The sequence below is a fragment of the Pseudomonas sp. KK18 genome (genome assembly GCF_037094675.1).
In the GTDB taxonomy this organism is placed as follows: Bacteria; Pseudomonadota; Gammaproteobacteria; order Pseudomonadales; family Pseudomonadaceae; genus Aquipseudomonas.
Window position 1 is genome coordinate 50,030 of the sequence record NZ_CP146605.1, and the last position, 17,793, is coordinate 67,822.

The window sequence follows — 17,793 nt, forward strand, 5'->3', positions numbered from 1 at the left end:
GCTCCCTGGGTTGATGGCTCAGGGAGCGACCACCCAGGCGGTTTTTTCCTCGGCCGGGTCTTTGGCGTTGTCCGCGGTATTCAGCCAGCTTTTCATCGAGCACAGCGCAAAGGCGCTGGTGCTGCACTCGCCGTTGGCCAGTGCAGTGCGTAACTTGTCGACATCCGCCTTCATCATGTAGCGAACGCCGTCCTTGAAGCCGCTACTGGCGCCGAAGCCGCCCAAGGTCATTTCGTTCAGCGCGTCTTCCTTGCTCCATCCCTGAATCACCACCCGATACATCGCCGCCATCAGGCCCGTGCGGTCGGAGCCGTGTTTGCAGTGCATCAGCACCGGGCCGTTGGCTTCGGCATCCTGAATCGCACGCAACGCTGCGAGCACATCGGCGTCATCGACATGGTTGGTGCGATAAGACAATTGCACTTGGTTGATACCGGGTGATTTCAGCCACTTGGCATCGGACTCGGGCAGAAAGTTGATCACCGTACCGATCTTGAGCTTTTCCAATACAGGAACAGCACCGCTATCCGGCAGCGCGCTGCGATAGAGCGTGGGCGTCATTTGATACAGGTTGTATTGATTGCCCACCGGCTGGGCCCATTCCAACGAACGAATGGGCGTGAGCTCTTCGGCCTGGGACGGTGCGGTGGTGAACAGCGCCATGAACACGAGGCTGACGGCAGGCAGCAATTGATTCTTGAACATGCGCGATGTAACCGAATAGGGAAGGGGCTGATGGGGCCCAGATTCGCCTACAGGGGGTCAATGCCGTGTGAGGTACTCGTCAAAGAATCGTGAATAAGCCGGCTCCGGGCAGATTTTTTCGCGCTGAAACGATTTTCCCCAATCCTTAGCCTGCTATCCTTTGTAACTATTGATTGCTGCTGTGTTCTATCCCCTTGGGTCCTTTGGATCCCATTTACTGCCAAAACTATAAGTCGTTCCTCGAAGCGGCTGATAAATCCGTGACCACATGATGAGGTGCCACCATGTCTGATCAAGATCAAGACAACCCCCGGCGTGAGTTTTTACGCAAATCCTTGACCTTGATCCCCGTGGTCACTGTCGCCAGCACGGGCCTGGGCGGTTCGATGCTGATGGCGGTTCCCGAACCGGCTCAAGCCAGCCCGGAGAAGGCGCCCGTCAGCAGCAAGGCCTATGAGCCGAGCTATTTCACTGCCGAGGAATGGGCCTTTATCAACGCGGCCGTTGCGCGCCTGATCCCGGCGGACGACCAGGGCCCAGGCGCCCTGGAAGCCGGCGCGCCGGAATACATCGACCGTCAGATGAACACGCCGTACGCGGCGGGTGCCCTGTGGTTCATGCAAGGCCCGTTCAATGCCGACGCGCCGCCTGAAATGGGCTGGCAGAGCAAATTGGTGCCCAAGGAGATCTATCGCCTGGGCATCGCTGCCACGGATGCCTGGTCGAAAGCGATGAACGGTAAGCTATTTGCCGAGCAAGACAGCGCTACCCAGGAAAAGTTGTTGCAGCGCCTGGAGGCCGGCGACGCGCAGTTCGACAGCGTCCCGCCGAAGATTTTCTTCAATCTGTTGCTGCAAAACACCAAGGAAGGGTTCTTTTGCGACCCGGTCCACGGTGGCAACAAAGGCATGGTCGGCTGGACCATGATCGGCTTCCCCGGCGCCCGCGCCGATTTCATGGATTGGGTTGAACGCAACGAGCAATACCCCTTCCCGGCTGTTTCGATCCGTGGCGAGAGGGCGTAAACGTGGCGACCATCATGAAGAAAGTGGATGCAGTGATTGTCGGCTTTGGCTGGACCGGCGCGATCATGGCCAAGGAGCTGACGGAAGCTGGCCTCAACGTGGTAGCGCTGGAGCGCGGCCCGATGCAGGACACCTACCCGGACGGCAACTATCCCCAGGTCATCGACGAACTGACCTACAGCGTGCGTAAAAAGCTCTTCCAGGACATCTCCAAGGAAACCGTGACCATTCGCCATAGCGTGAATGACGTGGCGATGCCCAACCGCCAACTGGGCGCTTTCCTGCCTGGCAACGGTGTCGGCGGTGCAGGCCTGCACTGGTCCGGCGTGCACTTTCGGGTGGACCCGATCGAGTTGCGCATGCGCAGCCATTACGAAGAGCGCTACGGGAAAAACTTCATTCCCAAGGACATGACCATCCAGGATTTCGGCGTCAGCTATGAAGAGCTGGAACCATTCTTCGACTATGCCGAAAAAGTCTTCGGCACCTCCGGGCAAGCCTGGACGGTGAAGGGCCAGTTGGTGGGCGAAGGCAAGGGCGGCAACCCTTATGCGCCGGATCGCTCCAATCACTTCCCGCTGGAATCGCAGAAGAACACAGTCTCCGCACAGCTGTTCCAGAAGGCCGCCACGGCCGTGGGGTACAAGCCCTACAACCTGCCTTCCGCGAATACATCGGGGCCGTACACCAACCCTTACGGCGCCCAGATGGGCCCGTGCAACTTCTGCGGCTTCTGCAGCGGTTATGTCTGCTACATGTATTCCAAGGCTTCGCCGAACGTGAACATCCTGCCGGCCTTGCGCCAGGAACCCAAGTTCGAACTGCGGCCCAATTCCCACGTGCTGAAGGTCAATCTCGACAGCACCAGGAGCAAGGCGACCGGCGTGACGTATGTCGACGCCCAGGGGCGGGAATGCGAGCAGCCGGCGGACCTGGTGATCCTCGGTTCCTTCCAGTTCAACAACGTGCGCCTGATGCTGCTGTCGGGCATCGGCAAACCCTACGACCCGATCTCCGGTGAGGGCGTGGTGGGCCGCAACTTCGCCTACCAGAACATGGCCACCATCAAGGCGTTCTTCGACAAGGACGTGCACACCAACAACTTTATCGGTGCCGGCGGCAATGGCGTGGCGGTCGATGACTTCAACGCCGACAACTTCGACCATGGGCCTCACGGCTTTGTGGGCGGCTCGCCGATGTGGGTCAACCAGGCGGGCAGCCGGCCGATTGCGGGTACCTCCAACCCGCCGGGCACGCCGGCCTGGGGCAGCGCGTGGAAGCGCGCCACGGCTGATTACTACACCCATCAGGTGTCGATGGATGCCCATGGCGCCCACCAATCCTACCGTGGCAACTACCTCGACCTGGACCCGGTTTACCGCGATGCCTACGGCCTGCCGCTGCTGCGCATGACCTTCGACTGGCAGGAAAACGACATCAAGATGAACCGCTTCATGGTCGAAAAAATGAGCAAGATCGCCGAAGCGATGAACCCCAAGGCGATTGCCTTGCTGGGCAAAAAGGTGGGCGAGCACTTCAACACCGCGTCTTACCAGACCACCCACCTCAACGGTGGCGCGATCATGGGCACCGACCCGAAAACCAGTGCCTTGAACCGCTACCTGCAGTGCTGGGACGTACACAACGTGTTTGTCCCGGGCGCTTCCGCGTTCCCACAAGGCTTGGGCTACAACCCTACGGGCCTGGTGGCGGCATTGACCTACTGGTCGGCGCGGGCAATTCGCGAGCAGTACCTGAAAAACCCCGGCCCACTGGTTCAGGCATAAGGAGCGATGACCATGAAAGCATTTGTTATCGCGTCCCTGGCTTTGTTCAGCAACTGCTCGGTGAGTGCGGCTGAAACCGATCTGGTCAAACAGGGTGAATACCTGGCGCGCGCCGGTGACTGCGTGGCCTGCCACACCGCCAAGGGCGGAAAACCGTTCGCCGGTGGCCTGCCGATGGAAACCCCGATCGGCACCATCTACTCCACCAACATCACCCCGGATAAAACCGGCCTGGGCGACTACAGCTTCGAAGACTTCGACCAGGCCGTGCGCCATGGCGTCGCCAAGAACGGTAGTACGCTTTACCCGGCGATGCCCTACCCGTCTTACGCGCGGGTCAGCGAAAGCGACATGCAGGCGCTGTACGCGTACTTCATGAAGGGCGTGGAGCCGGTGGCGCAGGTGAACAAGGACAGCGACATTCCCTGGCCGTTGAGCATGCGTTGGCCGTTGGCCGGGTGGCGCTGGATGTTCGCCCCCAAGGTCGAGGACTACCAGGCCCAGGCGGGCGCCGATCCGGTGATCAGCCGTGGCGCTTATCTGGTAGAGGGCCTTGGCCACTGCGGTGCCTGCCATACGCCACGGGCCCTGACCATGCAGGAAAAATCCCTGAGTGCGTCGGATGGCAGCGCTTTCCTGTCCGGCAGTGCGCCGCTGGAAGGCTGGATTGCCAAGAGCCTGCGGGGCGACCACAAGGACGGCCTGGGTAGCTGGAGCGAGGAGCAACTGGTGCAATTCCTCAAGACCGGGCGCAGTGATCGCAGTGCGGTGTTTGGCGGCATGAGCGACGTTGTGGTCCACAGCATGCAGTACATGTCGGAAGAGGACCTGACGGCTATCGCCCGTTACCTCAAGACCCTGCCGGCGGTGGATCCCAAGGACCAGCCGCACCAGTACGACAAACAAGTCGCCGACGCGCTGTGGAAGGGCGATGACAGCAAGCCGGGGGCCTCGGTGTACATCGACAACTGCGCGGCGTGCCACCGTACCGACGGCCACGGCTACACCCGCGTGTTCCCGGCGCTGGCGGGCAACCCGGTGCTACAGACGGCGGATGCGACGTCGCTGATCAACATCGTGTTGAACGGCGGCACGTTGCCGGCGACGCATACGGCACCTTCGACCTTCACCATGCCGGCGTTTGCCTGGCGGCTGTCGGATCAGGAAGTGGCGGATGTCGTCAGTTTCGTTCGGGACAGTTGGGGTAATAAGGGAGAGCCTGTAAAGGCTTCGCAAGTGAAAGACTTGCGAAAAGATGCAGTAACTACCGAAGCTGATCAAACTTCAGAGAAGTAGTGTCAGTTGCCAGGTTTATAGTTTTATATATAAGCCTGGCAACTAGCCGATCAATTATCGAGGGGCGCAGGTTTTTACAAAGCTATTCGCCATGTTCAGGAAGATGGTCTTGTCCTGTTCATCGAAGTCGCCGTCGTTATCCAGGTCGGTGGTGGTGGAGGTGGTGTCGTAGTGCCCGTCCCTGTTGGAGGAAGAGGCATACATGGCGTAGGACAGTTTACCGTCGGTAAAGCGCGCCATTAATACTTCCGGGCTGTTATCTTTTTCAAAGTCTTCGCATGTAAAGCGTAGTTCATCCTGAGACATAAATATCCTGTAGGTGGTAATGAGTTAAGTTGTGATCATAGCGATGTGTTAATAACTTTATCCATGTCACATATGTCGCGATTTATTTCTTGTTTGGTTACATGTAGGAAGGTGTCATTCCGTTCGTGCGAAGGTCGATGCTAGACCGCGCCGCCCAGTGGTGCTGGTGAAAAGCGATCTTCTCGAATACTGTATATGGATACAGTTTATGAGGTCTGACTATGAATGTCCCTTTGCCGCCTCGCGGGCGCGGCACGGCCACCAACCTGCACAACCGTTTTGCGCCCACCGTCAGCGTGGCGGAAGACGACGGTTGGTATCAGGAAGTGCCACAGACCCAGGGCACCGAAGTCCGTATCGAAACCGCGAAAACCATCATTACCCGCAACAGCTCGCCGGATATCCCGTTTGACCGGGCGATCAACCCGTATCGCGGCTGCGAGCATGTTATCGTCGAAACAAAAATGTATGGCCAGACTGTCTAGTGATGCTTGATATTGCTGGCTAAAGACCCAATCCAATTGGAGGTCAGATGCCACGCAAACCCTTCTCCAAGTCTGCCCTTGAGTCGAGTGAACGACCGCTCCTCCAGCGCAAGCTGCCAGAAAACACCCCCCAAGCAATCCAAAAAAGAAGCACTGCAAGGGGACAAGTGGATGTTTCAGCTCAAGGGTTGCTTGTCCGAAACAAGACCACTGGCACCAAGGACTTCGTCCGTGACTTCACCGATTTTGTCAATGAGTATCCGCACCATAAATTAATTGTTCAGCAGTTACTCATAGGTGCGCAGCTCCATGCCGCAAAAAGATTGATCACGTATCAATCCCATCAAGACATCTATTACTCAATCCAAGAGTTTGTGCTGTTTCTAAATAGCGCTGAGCCGATCAATAAATCAGTCAAAGGTGTTGCTGATGTCGATGGGCAGGTATGCATGAATTTTAGGTCATTTTTAATTCGTTCGTATCCAGGCCGCACCGTAAATAGAAAAAGATACGGTGCATTAAAAAATATATTCATCTCGTTGAAAAATAAATATAAAGGGCAGGGCTGGGTCGGCAAAGAGTTTCAATGGCCACTTGGACCGGCGATGAACGAGCAAGTAACAGAAGGATATAGCAGGGAGATTCATAATAAGCTTGTAGAGGGATGCCTGGTTGATATTAAGTTTATTATGAAGTGGATGGAGAGTTACAAAGGTCTAGTGAAAGACGGGCAACCAATGCTGGAATACGATCTTTCATTAGAAAACTTGATGTTTGATCTAGTTATGAATGAGCAGGCCAAAAGATCCAATGGGTCGATCAAGGCGACACATGTTAAGGGGTTTGAGTGGGTCATACGCATCACTGGAGATGTTAAATATTACATACGGGAAAATGGAATAAGTATAGAGAAGTTTCTGGGCATTTACCGAGCCCGCGCCCATGAACTGGCGGCTAAAGGTCGCCCTGTAGTTGGTACTGAGGTCAGTGAACGGGGGATGGTGTATGGCTGTGATCGAGAAGAATCTGGGCGAATTGCAACTGCAAATGTAGGAAGACTTTATCCTGATTGGCCTATGCAAGTGAGCTTCGAGGAAGCTGGACATCTCTTTTCCTCTGAGTGGAGTAAAAACACCGCTCACGGAACAAACAAAAAATATTCTACGCTGGAAAAAAGATTACGGTCGGCCTTGATGTATATGAGGGTCGGGCCAGAGCACCTACCCTATGAAGTAGGTCAAATGGCATACTTCAGCAGAGTAGCTTTCACAATGGGAACTATATTCCCATTCTTTCTCTTCGTGATGTTGCAGACGGGCTGGAACTTTGAGGTTGTGGTATCGATAAGCGATAACCTAGACGACCACATTGAGGAGGACCTTCTGGATGATGACTATGTGATTATTTATGGGTACAAGGGACGGTCCGACAAAAGCCAAATGCATAGATCAAACAAGCGAGATAAGTTTGGCGCGTATCAGGTCTTGCGCTTTGTTGCCGCTGAAGTAACCAAGCATTTGTCGTCGCCTCATTATTTAAAGGGTAAATTATTCCAGTGTGTCATTTCGAAGAATCTTTGGAATAAGTTTGGTCGCTTATGCGCGCCCGTAACCACTACGAATTTTGGGCACGCTTCAACGGAGTTTCTACTTCGCCACGGCATAAAATTGGATACGGATACCAAGTCCCCCAGAATTGAAACGAAACGTCTTCGAACTACCTATGAAACTCGACGGAGAGAACAGGGTTTAGATATTGACGAGGTTTCGGCAATGATGGGGCATTCGAATCTCGATACCACAGTAAATCATTATGATAGTGACTGGGGGGCGGCAGAAATATTAAATGGTCGTCTAAGGAAGATTCAGAGAAAACATGAAGAAGATTTTAGAAGTTACTCAGCAAATCTTCTTACAGATGTGTCTTTGGTTGAGCTGCGTGAAGCCACTCTACGTTGCGGTAGCAAAGAAGAACTAAGGTCAGTTGTTGCACCATTAGTCGGTAGGCTGAATTCTTCTGAAGATGCGGTAATACAGTTGCTTTCTCCGGAAGGTCAGACATTCATTGCAAGTTGTCTAAACTCAAGGCGACCAGATTGGCCAGGCGCTGAAAGTTTTCTTAGGACGGATACGCCGTGCAACTACTTCAATCGTTGTCCGTTATGCTCACAGTGTGTGATCTTCAAAGAAGCATTACCTTTTATTGCAAGAAGAATTTCCGACCTTGACGGTCTGAGGGAGCGGTTAAATCCCTTAGAATGGGAGAAAAGCTATCGGGCTGAGTATTTAGGGTGGAAGGGGGTTATAGAGGGCTGGGGGGACCCGATTGAGATTGCGGAGGCAATAGATCAATCGAAACATCACTGCTATGCACTGCCATTGACAATGATAGGGCTCTCATGACAACTCCAACACGTGACCAATTAAAAGCAGTTTTAGAAGAAATAAGAAGTGGACTGGGTTATTACGAGGAAGAGTCAGAGCCTATCTCTGCTGAAGAAGATGATGAGGCTCTGAGTGGCGACTCTTCACTTGGGCTCATTTTCGATAATGTAAATATACTCAATCTTTCAAAAATAGATAAGAGCGAGTGGAGTTATATTAGGGTAAGTCCTAGAAGCTCTTTCGGCGATCCGGTTTGGGATTTTGGGGATTACCCCTCACCCTATGGATACCCCATACGAATCAATTTTGATTATGATAATATGTATGGTGTGAATGTTTGTGGCGTAGGGCACGAACATTGGGTGAATATTGCTAGGGCGCTGCTATTTTACCGTGTACCGCATTTCGGAATTCATGGTCGTGTTAATGCTTATACATCTCTAGAGACAGATAAAACTAAAGTATTAAGACTTGTCGGGTTGTTTCATGCCGAGGGTCTATATTTAGGTTCTGATAATTCACCAGATTATAGGACGGTGAATGATTTGGCCAAGTCGAGTGTGGAGCACTATATAGAGTCGCTTCCCACCTCTGGAATTAAGTGGGAGTTCTGTTACTTAATGTCCTTCTGGCAGGGCATGTCATCGATGGGTATGCTTCCGCCAGAGTACTCACTATACGATTCATACGTAACTAAAGATCTTGTCGCCAAATATAGAAGAGAATACGACGAGTCCTCTCGACCTTTCGAACCAATTCCGCTCGATGACTATGCAGAAATATTTAAATACTGCGTGGGATTTGTTGAAAACTATAGCGCTGATGTCCTATGGTTGTATAAAAACTTTGCACCAACGATAGTAGGCGCTTTTGAGACTCCCGAAAAGCTTGCCGCGATTAATTTTGGTGTTTCAACGGCGTCCGTTGAGGGGGTTGAAAGATTTAGGGATTATAAGCCAAAGTTGCTAGATAACGGTATGCCCTGGTGGGGAATAGTAATCAAAGAAAGAACGCATGAGAATGATGAGGGGCAGTATTTAAATCAAGCAGCTGTAATTAGCGTCGTTGTAGCTCTGATAGATGCGTGTATCGTACTTCTTCTTTGTCTGACTGGCATGCGTCGATCAGAGGTCATTGGACTTAAGGTGGATTGTCTTTCATTTAAGGCTGATGGATATTGGCTTACTTATACTGTTTTCAAAACTTCGATTTCTTCACAGGGCGATATTAAAACAATACCTATTCCGAAAATTGCTGCGGACGCAATTGAAGTCGTAGTAGAAATGGGACGTGATGCTCGTGCTTATGGTAAGCACGACTATCTGTTTGCCAAGATACCAAAGTTCAGTTTTGGAAACATTCCGCAGACCACTGGGATTGAGCGATCTTGCAATCGAGTGGCAGGCAACCTAGGTATTCAATATAGAGTACACCCACATCGTTTTCGGAAGTCTCTAGCCCTTTATATAATTCATCAAGACTCGCGTAATCTAGAAATTATTAAACGCCTTTTTTCTCACCGTAGCTTAAAAATGACGCTAAAGTACATCCTTTCTTTACCTGGCGTGAACGATGAAGTCAAAGCTACCTTGATTGAGGAAAATACGGAGATTCTTGTCGAAGTTTTGCAAGGAGTCATTTCTGGTCAAATTGGGGGCATTGGCGGGAAAAGGTTGGCCAAGACTGCTAATTCTTCTCCAATACTCAGGGCTAAATTGCAAAACGCGGGGAAAGAAAGCTTAAGTCAGTATGTCGCATCTTTGCTTGATGAAGGTGTGAAGCTTTTGCATAGAACGAATCTTGCAATCTGTTTGCGAACGCCAGGACTTACCAGCGAGTCACCTTGTGATGCTAAGAATGATAGCCCTGGGTCGAGGCTTCATCCAAATTTGTTTGCGTGTGACCCATATAATTGTAGATATGCTGCATTTGTCGAGGCTAATGTTCCATCATTAAAGAATGAGATAATTTTCCACGATAATATGATTAAGCATAGGTACTGTGGAGCGACTCAGAAGGAGTATTCGCAGAAACGAATCGCTGAAGCTTTTAAGAGGCTTCACGAGGTTGTAGGGGATGAGGCACATAATTTCCTTAAGCAGGTAGCGAATGGCTAAGCAAGAACTGCTCAACCGGGTATATGGGACTATTTCAGCGCTCCACAGAGGCGGCCGAAAAAAAATATCCGTGATGGAGGTTGCTAAATTATCTGGTGTCGCTCGGGCAACAATCAATCAAAAGCATGATCCTGACTGGGTGAAGGTCAGGGAAGTCATAAAAAGAACAGTTCATTCGGGGGGGGATGTAGAGGATTCAAGTGTGGTTTTCGAACAACCACTCAAAAACTCTCAAGAAATACATCATCGACTGAAAGAGTTGGAGGAGCAGTTATCCCTACTAAGGGAGAGAGCTAACACCACATATAATCAGTTGATCGAGAGGGTGCAATATTACTTTGCGTTGGCTAGTGAAAAGCCAGCTAAGCAAGTTGAGAAGGCTAAGGTCCTTCAAGAGCTAACTCATCAGAAGAATCAGAACGCAATTTTGCGTGCAGATCTCAAGGCGGCTCTTGCTGAATCATTAACTCCTGCGGTATCAGGAATTATTACTTCAAAAATTATTTTGGAAGTGCCTAATGCAGTATCAGAATCTGAGGCCATTCTGAATTTTTTGGAGAAACTGGACTCGTTATCTAATCAAAATCGATCTTCACTTGTTACCACAGTCTACATAATGTTCGGTCTTCCAATGTGCGGCAAGTCATCTTGGATTGAAAACCACAAGCCATCTACTCCAGGTGTATCCTTATATGTTAGTGGAGCAAGTGATACAGTTTCAATTCGGAGTTTGTTAATTTCTAGAATTAGGAAGGAATTTAACGTGCCTGTGCACTGTGTTCGATTTAGTATAGGCCTTGATGTCTGTATCTCTAGGGCCGAAAAACAGTTCAATGGTGCGGCTCTTGAATTGAATATTTTATCCATTAAAGGTGCGGCTGCGCGGCTCGAAGAAATACAATTCAGCGAAAATTTCGACTCAATCATTTTGGCATGAAATCAGTGAATGGTCTGAAGCGTTTCCAATCGTTTGTTGAAGAGCGACGTCGCTTGGGAGACTGGGCGGAATACGGTTCAGCAGATATGACTAGGCTTTCAAGAGTAAAGCTTGTTGAAGCATGTGGGATTAAGCGGAGCTTAATTTATCAAAATTCACAGGTAGTAGCTCTGCTTCGTGACCTAGAATCCGAATTAAGAGCACATGGTGTTCTATATGCGCGCAGTGCGGATAATAATTGTGTTCCCCAGAATGGTTCAACTCATGACGAGGAATTTGAGCTACGGTTAGTTGATTTATCTGCTTCGCTTTGTCAGTTTAATCAGTATTTAAGTGATGTTTCTAAGTCACTTCTGATGTACCCCTTATCGAGGCCAAAATAATTGTGTGTATCCTTCATTTTGGAAACGGTTTGGCCAGCCACTCTGGCTATATGCGAGCGCGCGTAGGAATTTATTTTGATGATAATCACAACGTCCTTGAAGCACCGACCATGTGGGCGATGGCTGTCTCGAAGATACGTTCAAGGAGTGATGAAACGACAAGAAACTATGCGAATATCCTGAGAAGGTTTTTGCAGTGGTTGGACGATAGCCCAATCGAAGGGGGTGAAGTTGTATTTGGTGCGCAGAACTGGCAGTTGGTGGATGAGGATGTTTTTGATGCCTTCCTTGTTCACATAGCATCTCCAACGGATGCGCTTCCTGATGGTCCGTCTCACAAAACCATGTATCACATTGCGGCAAGGGTCTGGAGCTTCTATCAGTGGGCCGAAAGGCAGGGCTATAAACACTATTTGGATATCAGTAGGACTGATATCCGATACATGCTGAAAGACCAGAAACTCCTGGCCCATATCAACCCAGGGGTTAAAGTTACTACCTTGGGATTTAATCTGCCCAGTGGTAGACCAGCAATGCATCAACGAGAAATGCAGAAATTTGTAAGGCAAACTGATTATGAAATAGCTCTCGGTGTGATGAATGATCCTGTTTATCAAATTATCGCAGCGATCATACGAATTACCGGGCTTAGACCGATTGATCTTTTTCAATTGCCCTACCGAGGGAAAAATGAAAATTATGGATTCATTCCTTATGATGAGGGTGAGTACCCAGAAGGGTTAGATAATGGAGCTATCTATTATTATTTTAGGTCCAAGGGAAAATGGCGTTCCATAGACTTTCCAGGGAAGCTGTGGAGAGTTATTTGCGAGTATTATTTACCCTTAAGGCGGCAACGAGCGAAGCTATATGAGGCTAAGCATGGCATTCCACCAAGGAATAGCGACTTGTTTCTTTCCGCTCGTGGTGATGTTGTTACTCATGGAATGCTTGGTTATAACTTTAGCAAGGTGGTTTCTGCAGCGAAGAACTCCGAGAGCGCTACTGATTTTAAAGCCATACGATTCAATGCACGAATGCTCAGGCACACCTGTGCGACATATTTTGTTTATGAGGCGTTGAAAGCCCAGAATAGACTTGGAAGGAGTTTTGTTTACGATGCAGCGCTCGACGAAGATCTCAGGAAAATGCTGGGCCACACTAATGTTAGAACTACACTCGAATACTATGTTCATCTAGTCAACCGATATGTGCACGACAATCTTCTGACTGATCTTCATCGCTCACGCGTTGATGCTGGTTTGTCCGCTATTTTAGACCGACATAATTACTCTGAGATTGTGGTATAGAACAGGCACTAGAGATGCTGCCTTCTTGGTGAGCAGCTCTGGACACGTCGATATGGTCCGCCTTCAGTCTCTTGGGGCGGCATTGGCCTGAACCCGCAGTCCAAGCTTGCCGCAATTTCCCCAATAATTTTCCTACCTGATTCCTGCGTTGGGAGGGTGTTCCGTGTGTTCTTTTTAGCGCAAGGCAGCTCGCGCGGTGAAATTATGTATTTTCACATAATTGCGCATAATTTAGAAATCTTGGCAGCAACGGCTTGATTCACCGCCCGGTTAGCAACTTTTCCATAGGTATTTGTTGGATAGGCGGAAATATTTGCGTGACAGGTGGAAGCTGGAACTATCTTCCGTCCTGGCCAAGTGACAGTATGCTCAATGTCTTGAGCACCTGGTTACTATGCCGAGGTGTCCTTATCTTCAGTAACTGGGCGGCCGCATGGAGGCACCATGACCACAGACCAGATCCCTGCTTCCTCTCTCACCGATAGCCCACCCTTGATCCCAGCGGGGCCTTCCCCCAAAGCAGCTGCAGCTATCGACACCCCACCGATCCGGCTCGCCTGCCTTGAGGTCTGTAATTTTCGACGCCTGGCCAAGACCCGACTTGAGCTCGACGAGGTCACTACCATTTTGGTAGGTGCCAACAACAGCGGCAAAACTTCCCTTCTTACAGTCCTCCGCAACTTCTTGAGCGAGTCACCCGGATTCCGCGCGTTCGACATTAGCCTTTCGCAGTGGGCGAAGCTGCGCGAGGTATGCCACCGCTGGGAGGCACTTGATGAGGATCCCACGACGGACTCCAAGGATGCCGAATCATGGGAGGCCGAGTATCAGGAACTCCAGGCGTGCATGCCCTTCATTGATCTTTGGTTCGACGCTAAGGAGGGGGCGTACAGCCATGTTGCGCCGTTCATCACCTCGCTGAAGTGGTCGGGTGGCGCAGTTGGTGTACGGGTACGGCTCGAACCTGTTGCAGACGCGAACGAACTTCGCAATCTGGCTTGGCGCTACCGTGAGGCGCGCGCCCCGGTCCGAGAGCTTCCGAAGGATGGCCATGCCTGGCCGATAGATCTGCTTGACTACTGGCTTAGACATTCTGCGGATCTGCGACGCATAGCCGCTTACCGTCTCGACCCCGTGAAGGGCCCCTTGGCCGATAAATCGCGCCGTGACTTGCAGGAGCTGCCACTTGGATCACAACCGATCGAGTTGCAGCATCTGCGCAAGCTCATTCGTGTGGATTTTGTACCGGCTCAACGAGGACTCGGTGCCGAAGAAGACGAAATGCGGTCAGAGTCCGCAAGTTCTCGGCCCGGATTGTTCTCAAGCCAACTCATGAAGTTCGCTCGGCAACACTTGAACGTAGCCCCATCCGGTCACGGACATCGAGAAGACTTGGTCAAGGCCGTTGCTAATGCACAAGCAGACCTCGACAAATCTATCTACAAGGCGTTAAAGCCAGCGATGGAGGACGTGGAGATTCTGGGTTACCCAGGCCTGCATGACCCTCACCAGTTCCATTTTCGTACAAGAATCCAGACCGCAGACCTTCTTGCTCACAGCACGGCCGTACAGTACCTCCTGGACAAAACTGCTGTTGATGAGTCCTTGCCTGAACACTCTATTGGCCTCGGCTATCAGAATCTGCAGTCGCTGAGCTTCATGCTCGTGTCATTCCGCGCCGCACGCCTCAATCCGCCGCAGGGCAGTCCGGCGGCAGTTCACCTCGTGATGGTTGAAGAACCTGAGGCCCATTTGCACGTTCAGGTTCAACGAAATTTTTCGAAGAACGCCCACGAGCTCATTCGTCCAAAGGAGCAGGTGCATAGCTACCTCCGCAGTCAGCTGCTGATCAGCACGCACTCGAGCCATCTGGCTCATGGAGACAACTTCACGCGTCTGCGGTACGTGAGGCGGGTGGCCAGCACGGTGCTTGGCGCAAAACCCAGCACGCAGGTCGTTAACCTGGGCGATGCGTTCGGCGAAGACGCTCCAACCAGGACGTTCGCCGAACGCTACTTTCAGGTGCAACACACCGACCTGCTTTTCGCTGACGCCGCCATCTTCGTGGAAGGAACAGCAGAGAGAATGCTGGTGCCACTTTTCATCGAGCGGGATTTCCCCAAACTTGCCAAGAAGTATGTTTCTTTCCTCGACATCGGCGGTAGCCACGCTCACCGCCTTAAACCCCTGGTGGAGCGATTGGGGATTCCGACGATCGTTATCACTGACTTGGATCCGGTTCTGCCAACCCGAACCGATAAGGGGCGCCTAGTCCGGGCAGCGGTGCACATCGCCGGCCAAGAAAAATTGGAGTGTGGGAATGACACATTGACCTCATGGCATCCGATGCTGGCGGAGTTTCAAGCTTTTGGTAAGCCGACGCCTGCCCAGCTGGTGTGGACATCCGACACAGGCGTTCAAGTCCGCTTCGCGTGGCAGCTTCCGGTTGCGGCTGCCAGCGAGCAGTGGCCCAGCTCGTTTGAGGACTCTCTAGTTCTCTCCAACATCGATTGGTTCAAAGCGTTGGAAGAGGAGGTTGACCCAATCACCGCTGCCAAAGTAAAGCACCGCGGCACCTTGGCAAAGGTGATAGGTCTTGTGCTCGACTACCCAGACCACGCCGAGCTGCTCAAGGAACTCCATGCGATGCTCCGCGGGAGCTTCAGTAAAGGAGATTTCGCGGCAACCCTGTTCGAACGGCTAAATGCTGGCCAAGACCTGAAATGCCCCGCATACATCACAGACGCGCTCACCTGGCTGAGCGGGCAACTCAACGTCACTGCGGGAGAGACCCCTTGAGTACCGCTCTGCCATCGTTTGGAAACGATCGCGACGCTCATGTCGTCGAAGATATCTGCGGCTACATCACGACAACCCCGCCTCGGAGTTTCTTTCTCTTCGCTGGCGCAGGGTCCGGAAAGACTCGCACGCTAATTGAGGTTTTGCGTCGAGTTACTGGAGTGATAAAGCATGAAGCGGGGGCTCACTATGCCGAACGACTTAGGTCTCGTGGACAGTCGGTGCGTGTTATCACCTACACCAAAAACGCGACCGCCGTCGTCAACGGTCGTCTCGGCGAAAATTACCTGACCGAAGTATCGACCATCCATTCCTTTTGCTGGGAACTCATCCAGGGCTTTGATGATGACATCCGGGAAGCCTTGCTTGCGTTCAATGCCGAAGATCTTGTGGCTGCCAAGGCCCATGCGATGGGTAAGAAAAGGGGCGAGTCCGACACCGACCGGCGGAAGTATGCGGAGATCGAGGCAGAGGCGGAGGAATTACGAAAGACTGATGAATTTAGGTATAGCCCGGACAGAAACACATTCGGTCCGGGGGCGCTATCGCACACCAACGTCCTGGACGTGACCGCATGGCTAATTGTTAAACGCCCAACGCTGCAGCGCATCCTAGAAGACCGTCACCCCCTCATCCTTATTGATGAATCCCAGGACACGATGAAGGGAGTACTTGATGCACTATTTGAACTCTCCAAAAACCGTCCGGATCGCATCACATTGGGGCTCCTCGGGGATCATCGGCAGCGAATCTACCCTGACGGTCACCACGACTTACCGTCACACGTGCCGGAAGATTGGGCGCGCCCTGCATTGCAGATGAATCATCGTAGCCAAAAGCGCATTGTTGAACTCATTAACAAGATTTGGGACTCGGACATCGAGGGCCGTACTCAGCCCAAGACTGGTGTCCCCCAGCACCCTAGGACAGAGAAAAACGGTGGAACCGTTCGAATCTTTGTCGGCGATGCTAAGACCGATTCCGCCGAAAAGATCCGGAGGGAAACGGAATGCGCGTTGGCCATGTCGGCCGAAACTGCCTTATCCGCCTGGCAAGAGCGTGGGAGTGGCTACAAAACCCTCGCCCTTGAACACAAACTTGCCGCCAAACGAGGCAATTTTTACGAGGCATACCGCGCGATGGAGCTGCTGGACAAGGATGCCGCAGTGCCTAAGAGCAATGGCGAGCGGACGGGGCCCACTATGGTGAGGCCGCTCCTCGGCCCAATGGTTGAACTTGCAGAATGTCTGCAGCCTGATGGTTCAGTGAACGAGTTCGCCGTCATGGATGTGTTGCGTAGGCACGGCGCACTTGCAAAGGTCCCGGAATCTCGCGCCGAGCGTCAGGCCGCGCTGGACAAAGCTCACGCTGCAGTTATGAGGTTCGCATCCGCCGCCACCAAGCCCGGAATAACCGTGCGAGAAGTCTTGGAACCGATCATCGAAGCCAGCCTCTTCGAAGTGGATAGTCGCCTAGTTGAGGCCTACGGTGATTCGTCGCCTCCTCCTCCAGAGCCAAAGACAAGGAGCAAGGAAGCGAAGGAGGACCGACGTAAGCGTGGCTGGCACGCCCTCTTCGGCACGCCCTGGCAAGAAATTGCTCGTTATCACGCCTATCTTGGGGGTGAAACCGAACTCGCGACGCATCAAGTCGTTAAAGGCTCTGAGTTCAAGCATGTCATGGTCATCATGGATGATGAGGAAGCTGGCGGCACGTGGTTCTCCTACGACAAGCTCTTCGGCGCTGAGGAATTGAGCCCGACTGATCTTGAGAACGTTGAAGGGGGAAAAGAGACCACTATTGATCGGACCCTAAGGCTACTTTATGTCACCTGCAGTCGAGCCGAGGAAAGCCTCGCTCTGGTTCTTTGGGCGAAGAACCCCGCTACAGCGCTCGACGCAATCAAACAGTCCGAATGGTTTACCGAGAACGAGCTTACCGCTTTGTAGTAGCTACTGCAGGCGCGTTGCGATGACCACGCGATTTTACAATTGTCGGTTTCCCTGCACTGGCGTTGGGTCTCCCTCAGCCGCTTGCCTTGTTATGCGACTAGATGATCTGTCTCGAAGAAACAAGCTTCAACCTCAGCGAGGTGCGACGGTAACTGCCGAATCAATCGCTGCCAGCCAAAGTGGCAACAGGCTTCGAGAACGGTATGGGAGTGCATACGGTCAGGACAAATCGGGAAGGTGCCGCCGGCTGACTTGCCTCTGTAGATAGGTCTGGACGCATCAGCGCTTTAAACGCCAACGGCTTTGG

The 17,793-nt window shown here is 52.0% G+C and carries 11 protein-coding genes and 1 pseudogene; 10 read left to right on the forward strand and 2 right to left on the reverse strand.

Annotated features, from left to right (window positions below; translation table 11 throughout):
• Positions 1-18: 18 nt before the first annotated feature.
• Positions 19-705: a tyrosine-protein phosphatase gene (locus tag V6607_RS00255; protein ID WP_102604429.1), complete on the reverse strand. Its 687-nt coding sequence runs from the start codon at positions 703-705 to the stop codon at positions 19-21.
• 284 nt (positions 706-989) lie between these two features.
• Here V6607_RS00255 and V6607_RS00260 point away from each other — a divergent pair, with 284 nt between their 5' ends.
• The 3 genes from V6607_RS00260 to V6607_RS00270 are packed head-to-tail and all read left to right on the forward strand — an operon-like array spanning position 990 to position 4,813.
• Positions 990-1,730 carry a gluconate 2-dehydrogenase subunit 3 family protein gene (locus tag V6607_RS00260; protein ID WP_003214869.1) on the forward strand — a complete coding sequence of 247 codons (741 nt, stop codon included), beginning with the start codon at positions 990-992 and terminating at the stop codon, positions 1,728-1,730.
• A gap of 2 nt (positions 1,731-1,732) precedes the next feature.
• Positions 1,733-3,517, forward strand: coding sequence for a GMC family oxidoreductase (locus V6607_RS00265; RefSeq protein ID WP_003214867.1), 1,785 nt, complete (start codon positions 1,733-1,735; stop codon positions 3,515-3,517).
• 12 nt (positions 3,518-3,529) lie between these two features.
• A complete protein-coding gene (locus V6607_RS00270; protein WP_102604427.1) occupies positions 3,530-4,813 on the forward strand; it encodes a cytochrome c in 1,284 nt (427 codons plus the stop codon).
• A gap of 54 nt (positions 4,814-4,867) precedes the next feature.
• On the opposite strand, the gene V6607_RS00275 is transcribed toward V6607_RS00270, so the two are convergent.
• Positions 4,868-5,053 (reverse strand): hypothetical protein, encoded by a 186-nt coding sequence (locus tag V6607_RS00275; RefSeq protein WP_177437389.1) that lies wholly within the window; start codon positions 5,051-5,053, stop codon positions 4,868-4,870.
• Positions 5,054-5,340: 287 nt separating this feature from the next.
• On the opposite strand from V6607_RS00275, the pseudogene V6607_RS00280 reads away from it, so the two are divergent.
• The 7 genes and pseudogenes from V6607_RS00280 to V6607_RS00310 form a co-directional block, all read left to right on the forward strand.
• A pseudogene (locus tag V6607_RS00280) lies at positions 5,341-5,565 on the forward strand (radical SAM protein); the annotation flags it as partial.
• Positions 5,566-5,651: 86 nt separating this feature from the next.
• Entirely contained in the window at positions 5,652-8,006 is a 2,355-nt protein-coding gene (locus tag V6607_RS00285) for a site-specific integrase (RefSeq protein ID WP_058410473.1), read from the forward strand.
• A complete protein-coding gene (locus V6607_RS00290) occupies positions 8,003-10,105 on the forward strand; it encodes a site-specific integrase (protein ID WP_033988177.1) in 2,103 nt (700 codons plus the stop codon). Before V6607_RS00285 ends, V6607_RS00290 begins: the two co-directional genes overlap by 4 nt.
• Entirely contained in the window at positions 10,098-11,042 is a 945-nt protein-coding gene (locus V6607_RS00295; RefSeq protein ID WP_058410472.1) for a hypothetical protein, read from the forward strand. Before V6607_RS00290 ends, V6607_RS00295 begins: the two co-directional genes overlap by 8 nt.
• A 412-nt stretch (positions 11,043-11,454) precedes the next feature.
• Positions 11,455-12,735, forward strand: a complete 1,281-nt coding sequence (locus tag V6607_RS00300) for a site-specific integrase (RefSeq protein ID WP_169882235.1) — start codon at positions 11,455-11,457, stop codon at positions 12,733-12,735.
• 444 nt (positions 12,736-13,179) lie between these two features.
• Positions 13,180-15,534, forward strand: a complete 2,355-nt coding sequence (locus tag V6607_RS00305; protein WP_033988180.1) for an AAA family ATPase — start codon at positions 13,180-13,182, stop codon at positions 15,532-15,534.
• Positions 15,531-17,483, forward strand: coding sequence for a UvrD-helicase domain-containing protein (locus V6607_RS00310; protein WP_033988183.1), 1,953 nt, complete (start codon positions 15,531-15,533; stop codon positions 17,481-17,483). Before V6607_RS00305 ends, V6607_RS00310 begins: the two co-directional genes overlap by 4 nt.
• Positions 17,484-17,793: the final 310 nt, after the last annotated feature.

Bases quoted from the DNA above. Each gene is read 5' to 3' on its own strand.
- V6607_RS00260 (WP_003214869.1), top strand. From the start codon at position 990: ATGTCTGATCAAGATCAAGACAACCCCCGGCGTGAGTTTTTACGCAAA.
- V6607_RS00275 (WP_177437389.1), bottom strand. From the start codon at position 5,053: ATGGCGCGCTTTACCGACGGTAAACTGTCCTACGCCATGTATGCCTCT.
- V6607_RS00255 (WP_102604429.1), bottom strand. From the start codon at position 705: ATGTTCAAGAATCAATTGCTGCCTGCCGTCAGCCTCGTGTTCATGGCG.
- V6607_RS00295 (WP_058410472.1), top strand. From the start codon at position 10,098: ATGGCTAAGCAAGAACTGCTCAACCGGGTATATGGGACTATTTCAGCG.
- V6607_RS00285 (WP_058410473.1), top strand. From the start codon at position 5,652: ATGCCACGCAAACCCTTCTCCAAGTCTGCCCTTGAGTCGAGTGAACGA.
- V6607_RS00305 (WP_033988180.1), top strand. From the start codon at position 13,180: ATGACCACAGACCAGATCCCTGCTTCCTCTCTCACCGATAGCCCACCC.
- V6607_RS00270 (WP_102604427.1), top strand. From the start codon at position 3,530: ATGAAAGCATTTGTTATCGCGTCCCTGGCTTTGTTCAGCAACTGCTCG.
- V6607_RS00290 (WP_033988177.1), top strand. From the start codon at position 8,003: ATGACAACTCCAACACGTGACCAATTAAAAGCAGTTTTAGAAGAAATA.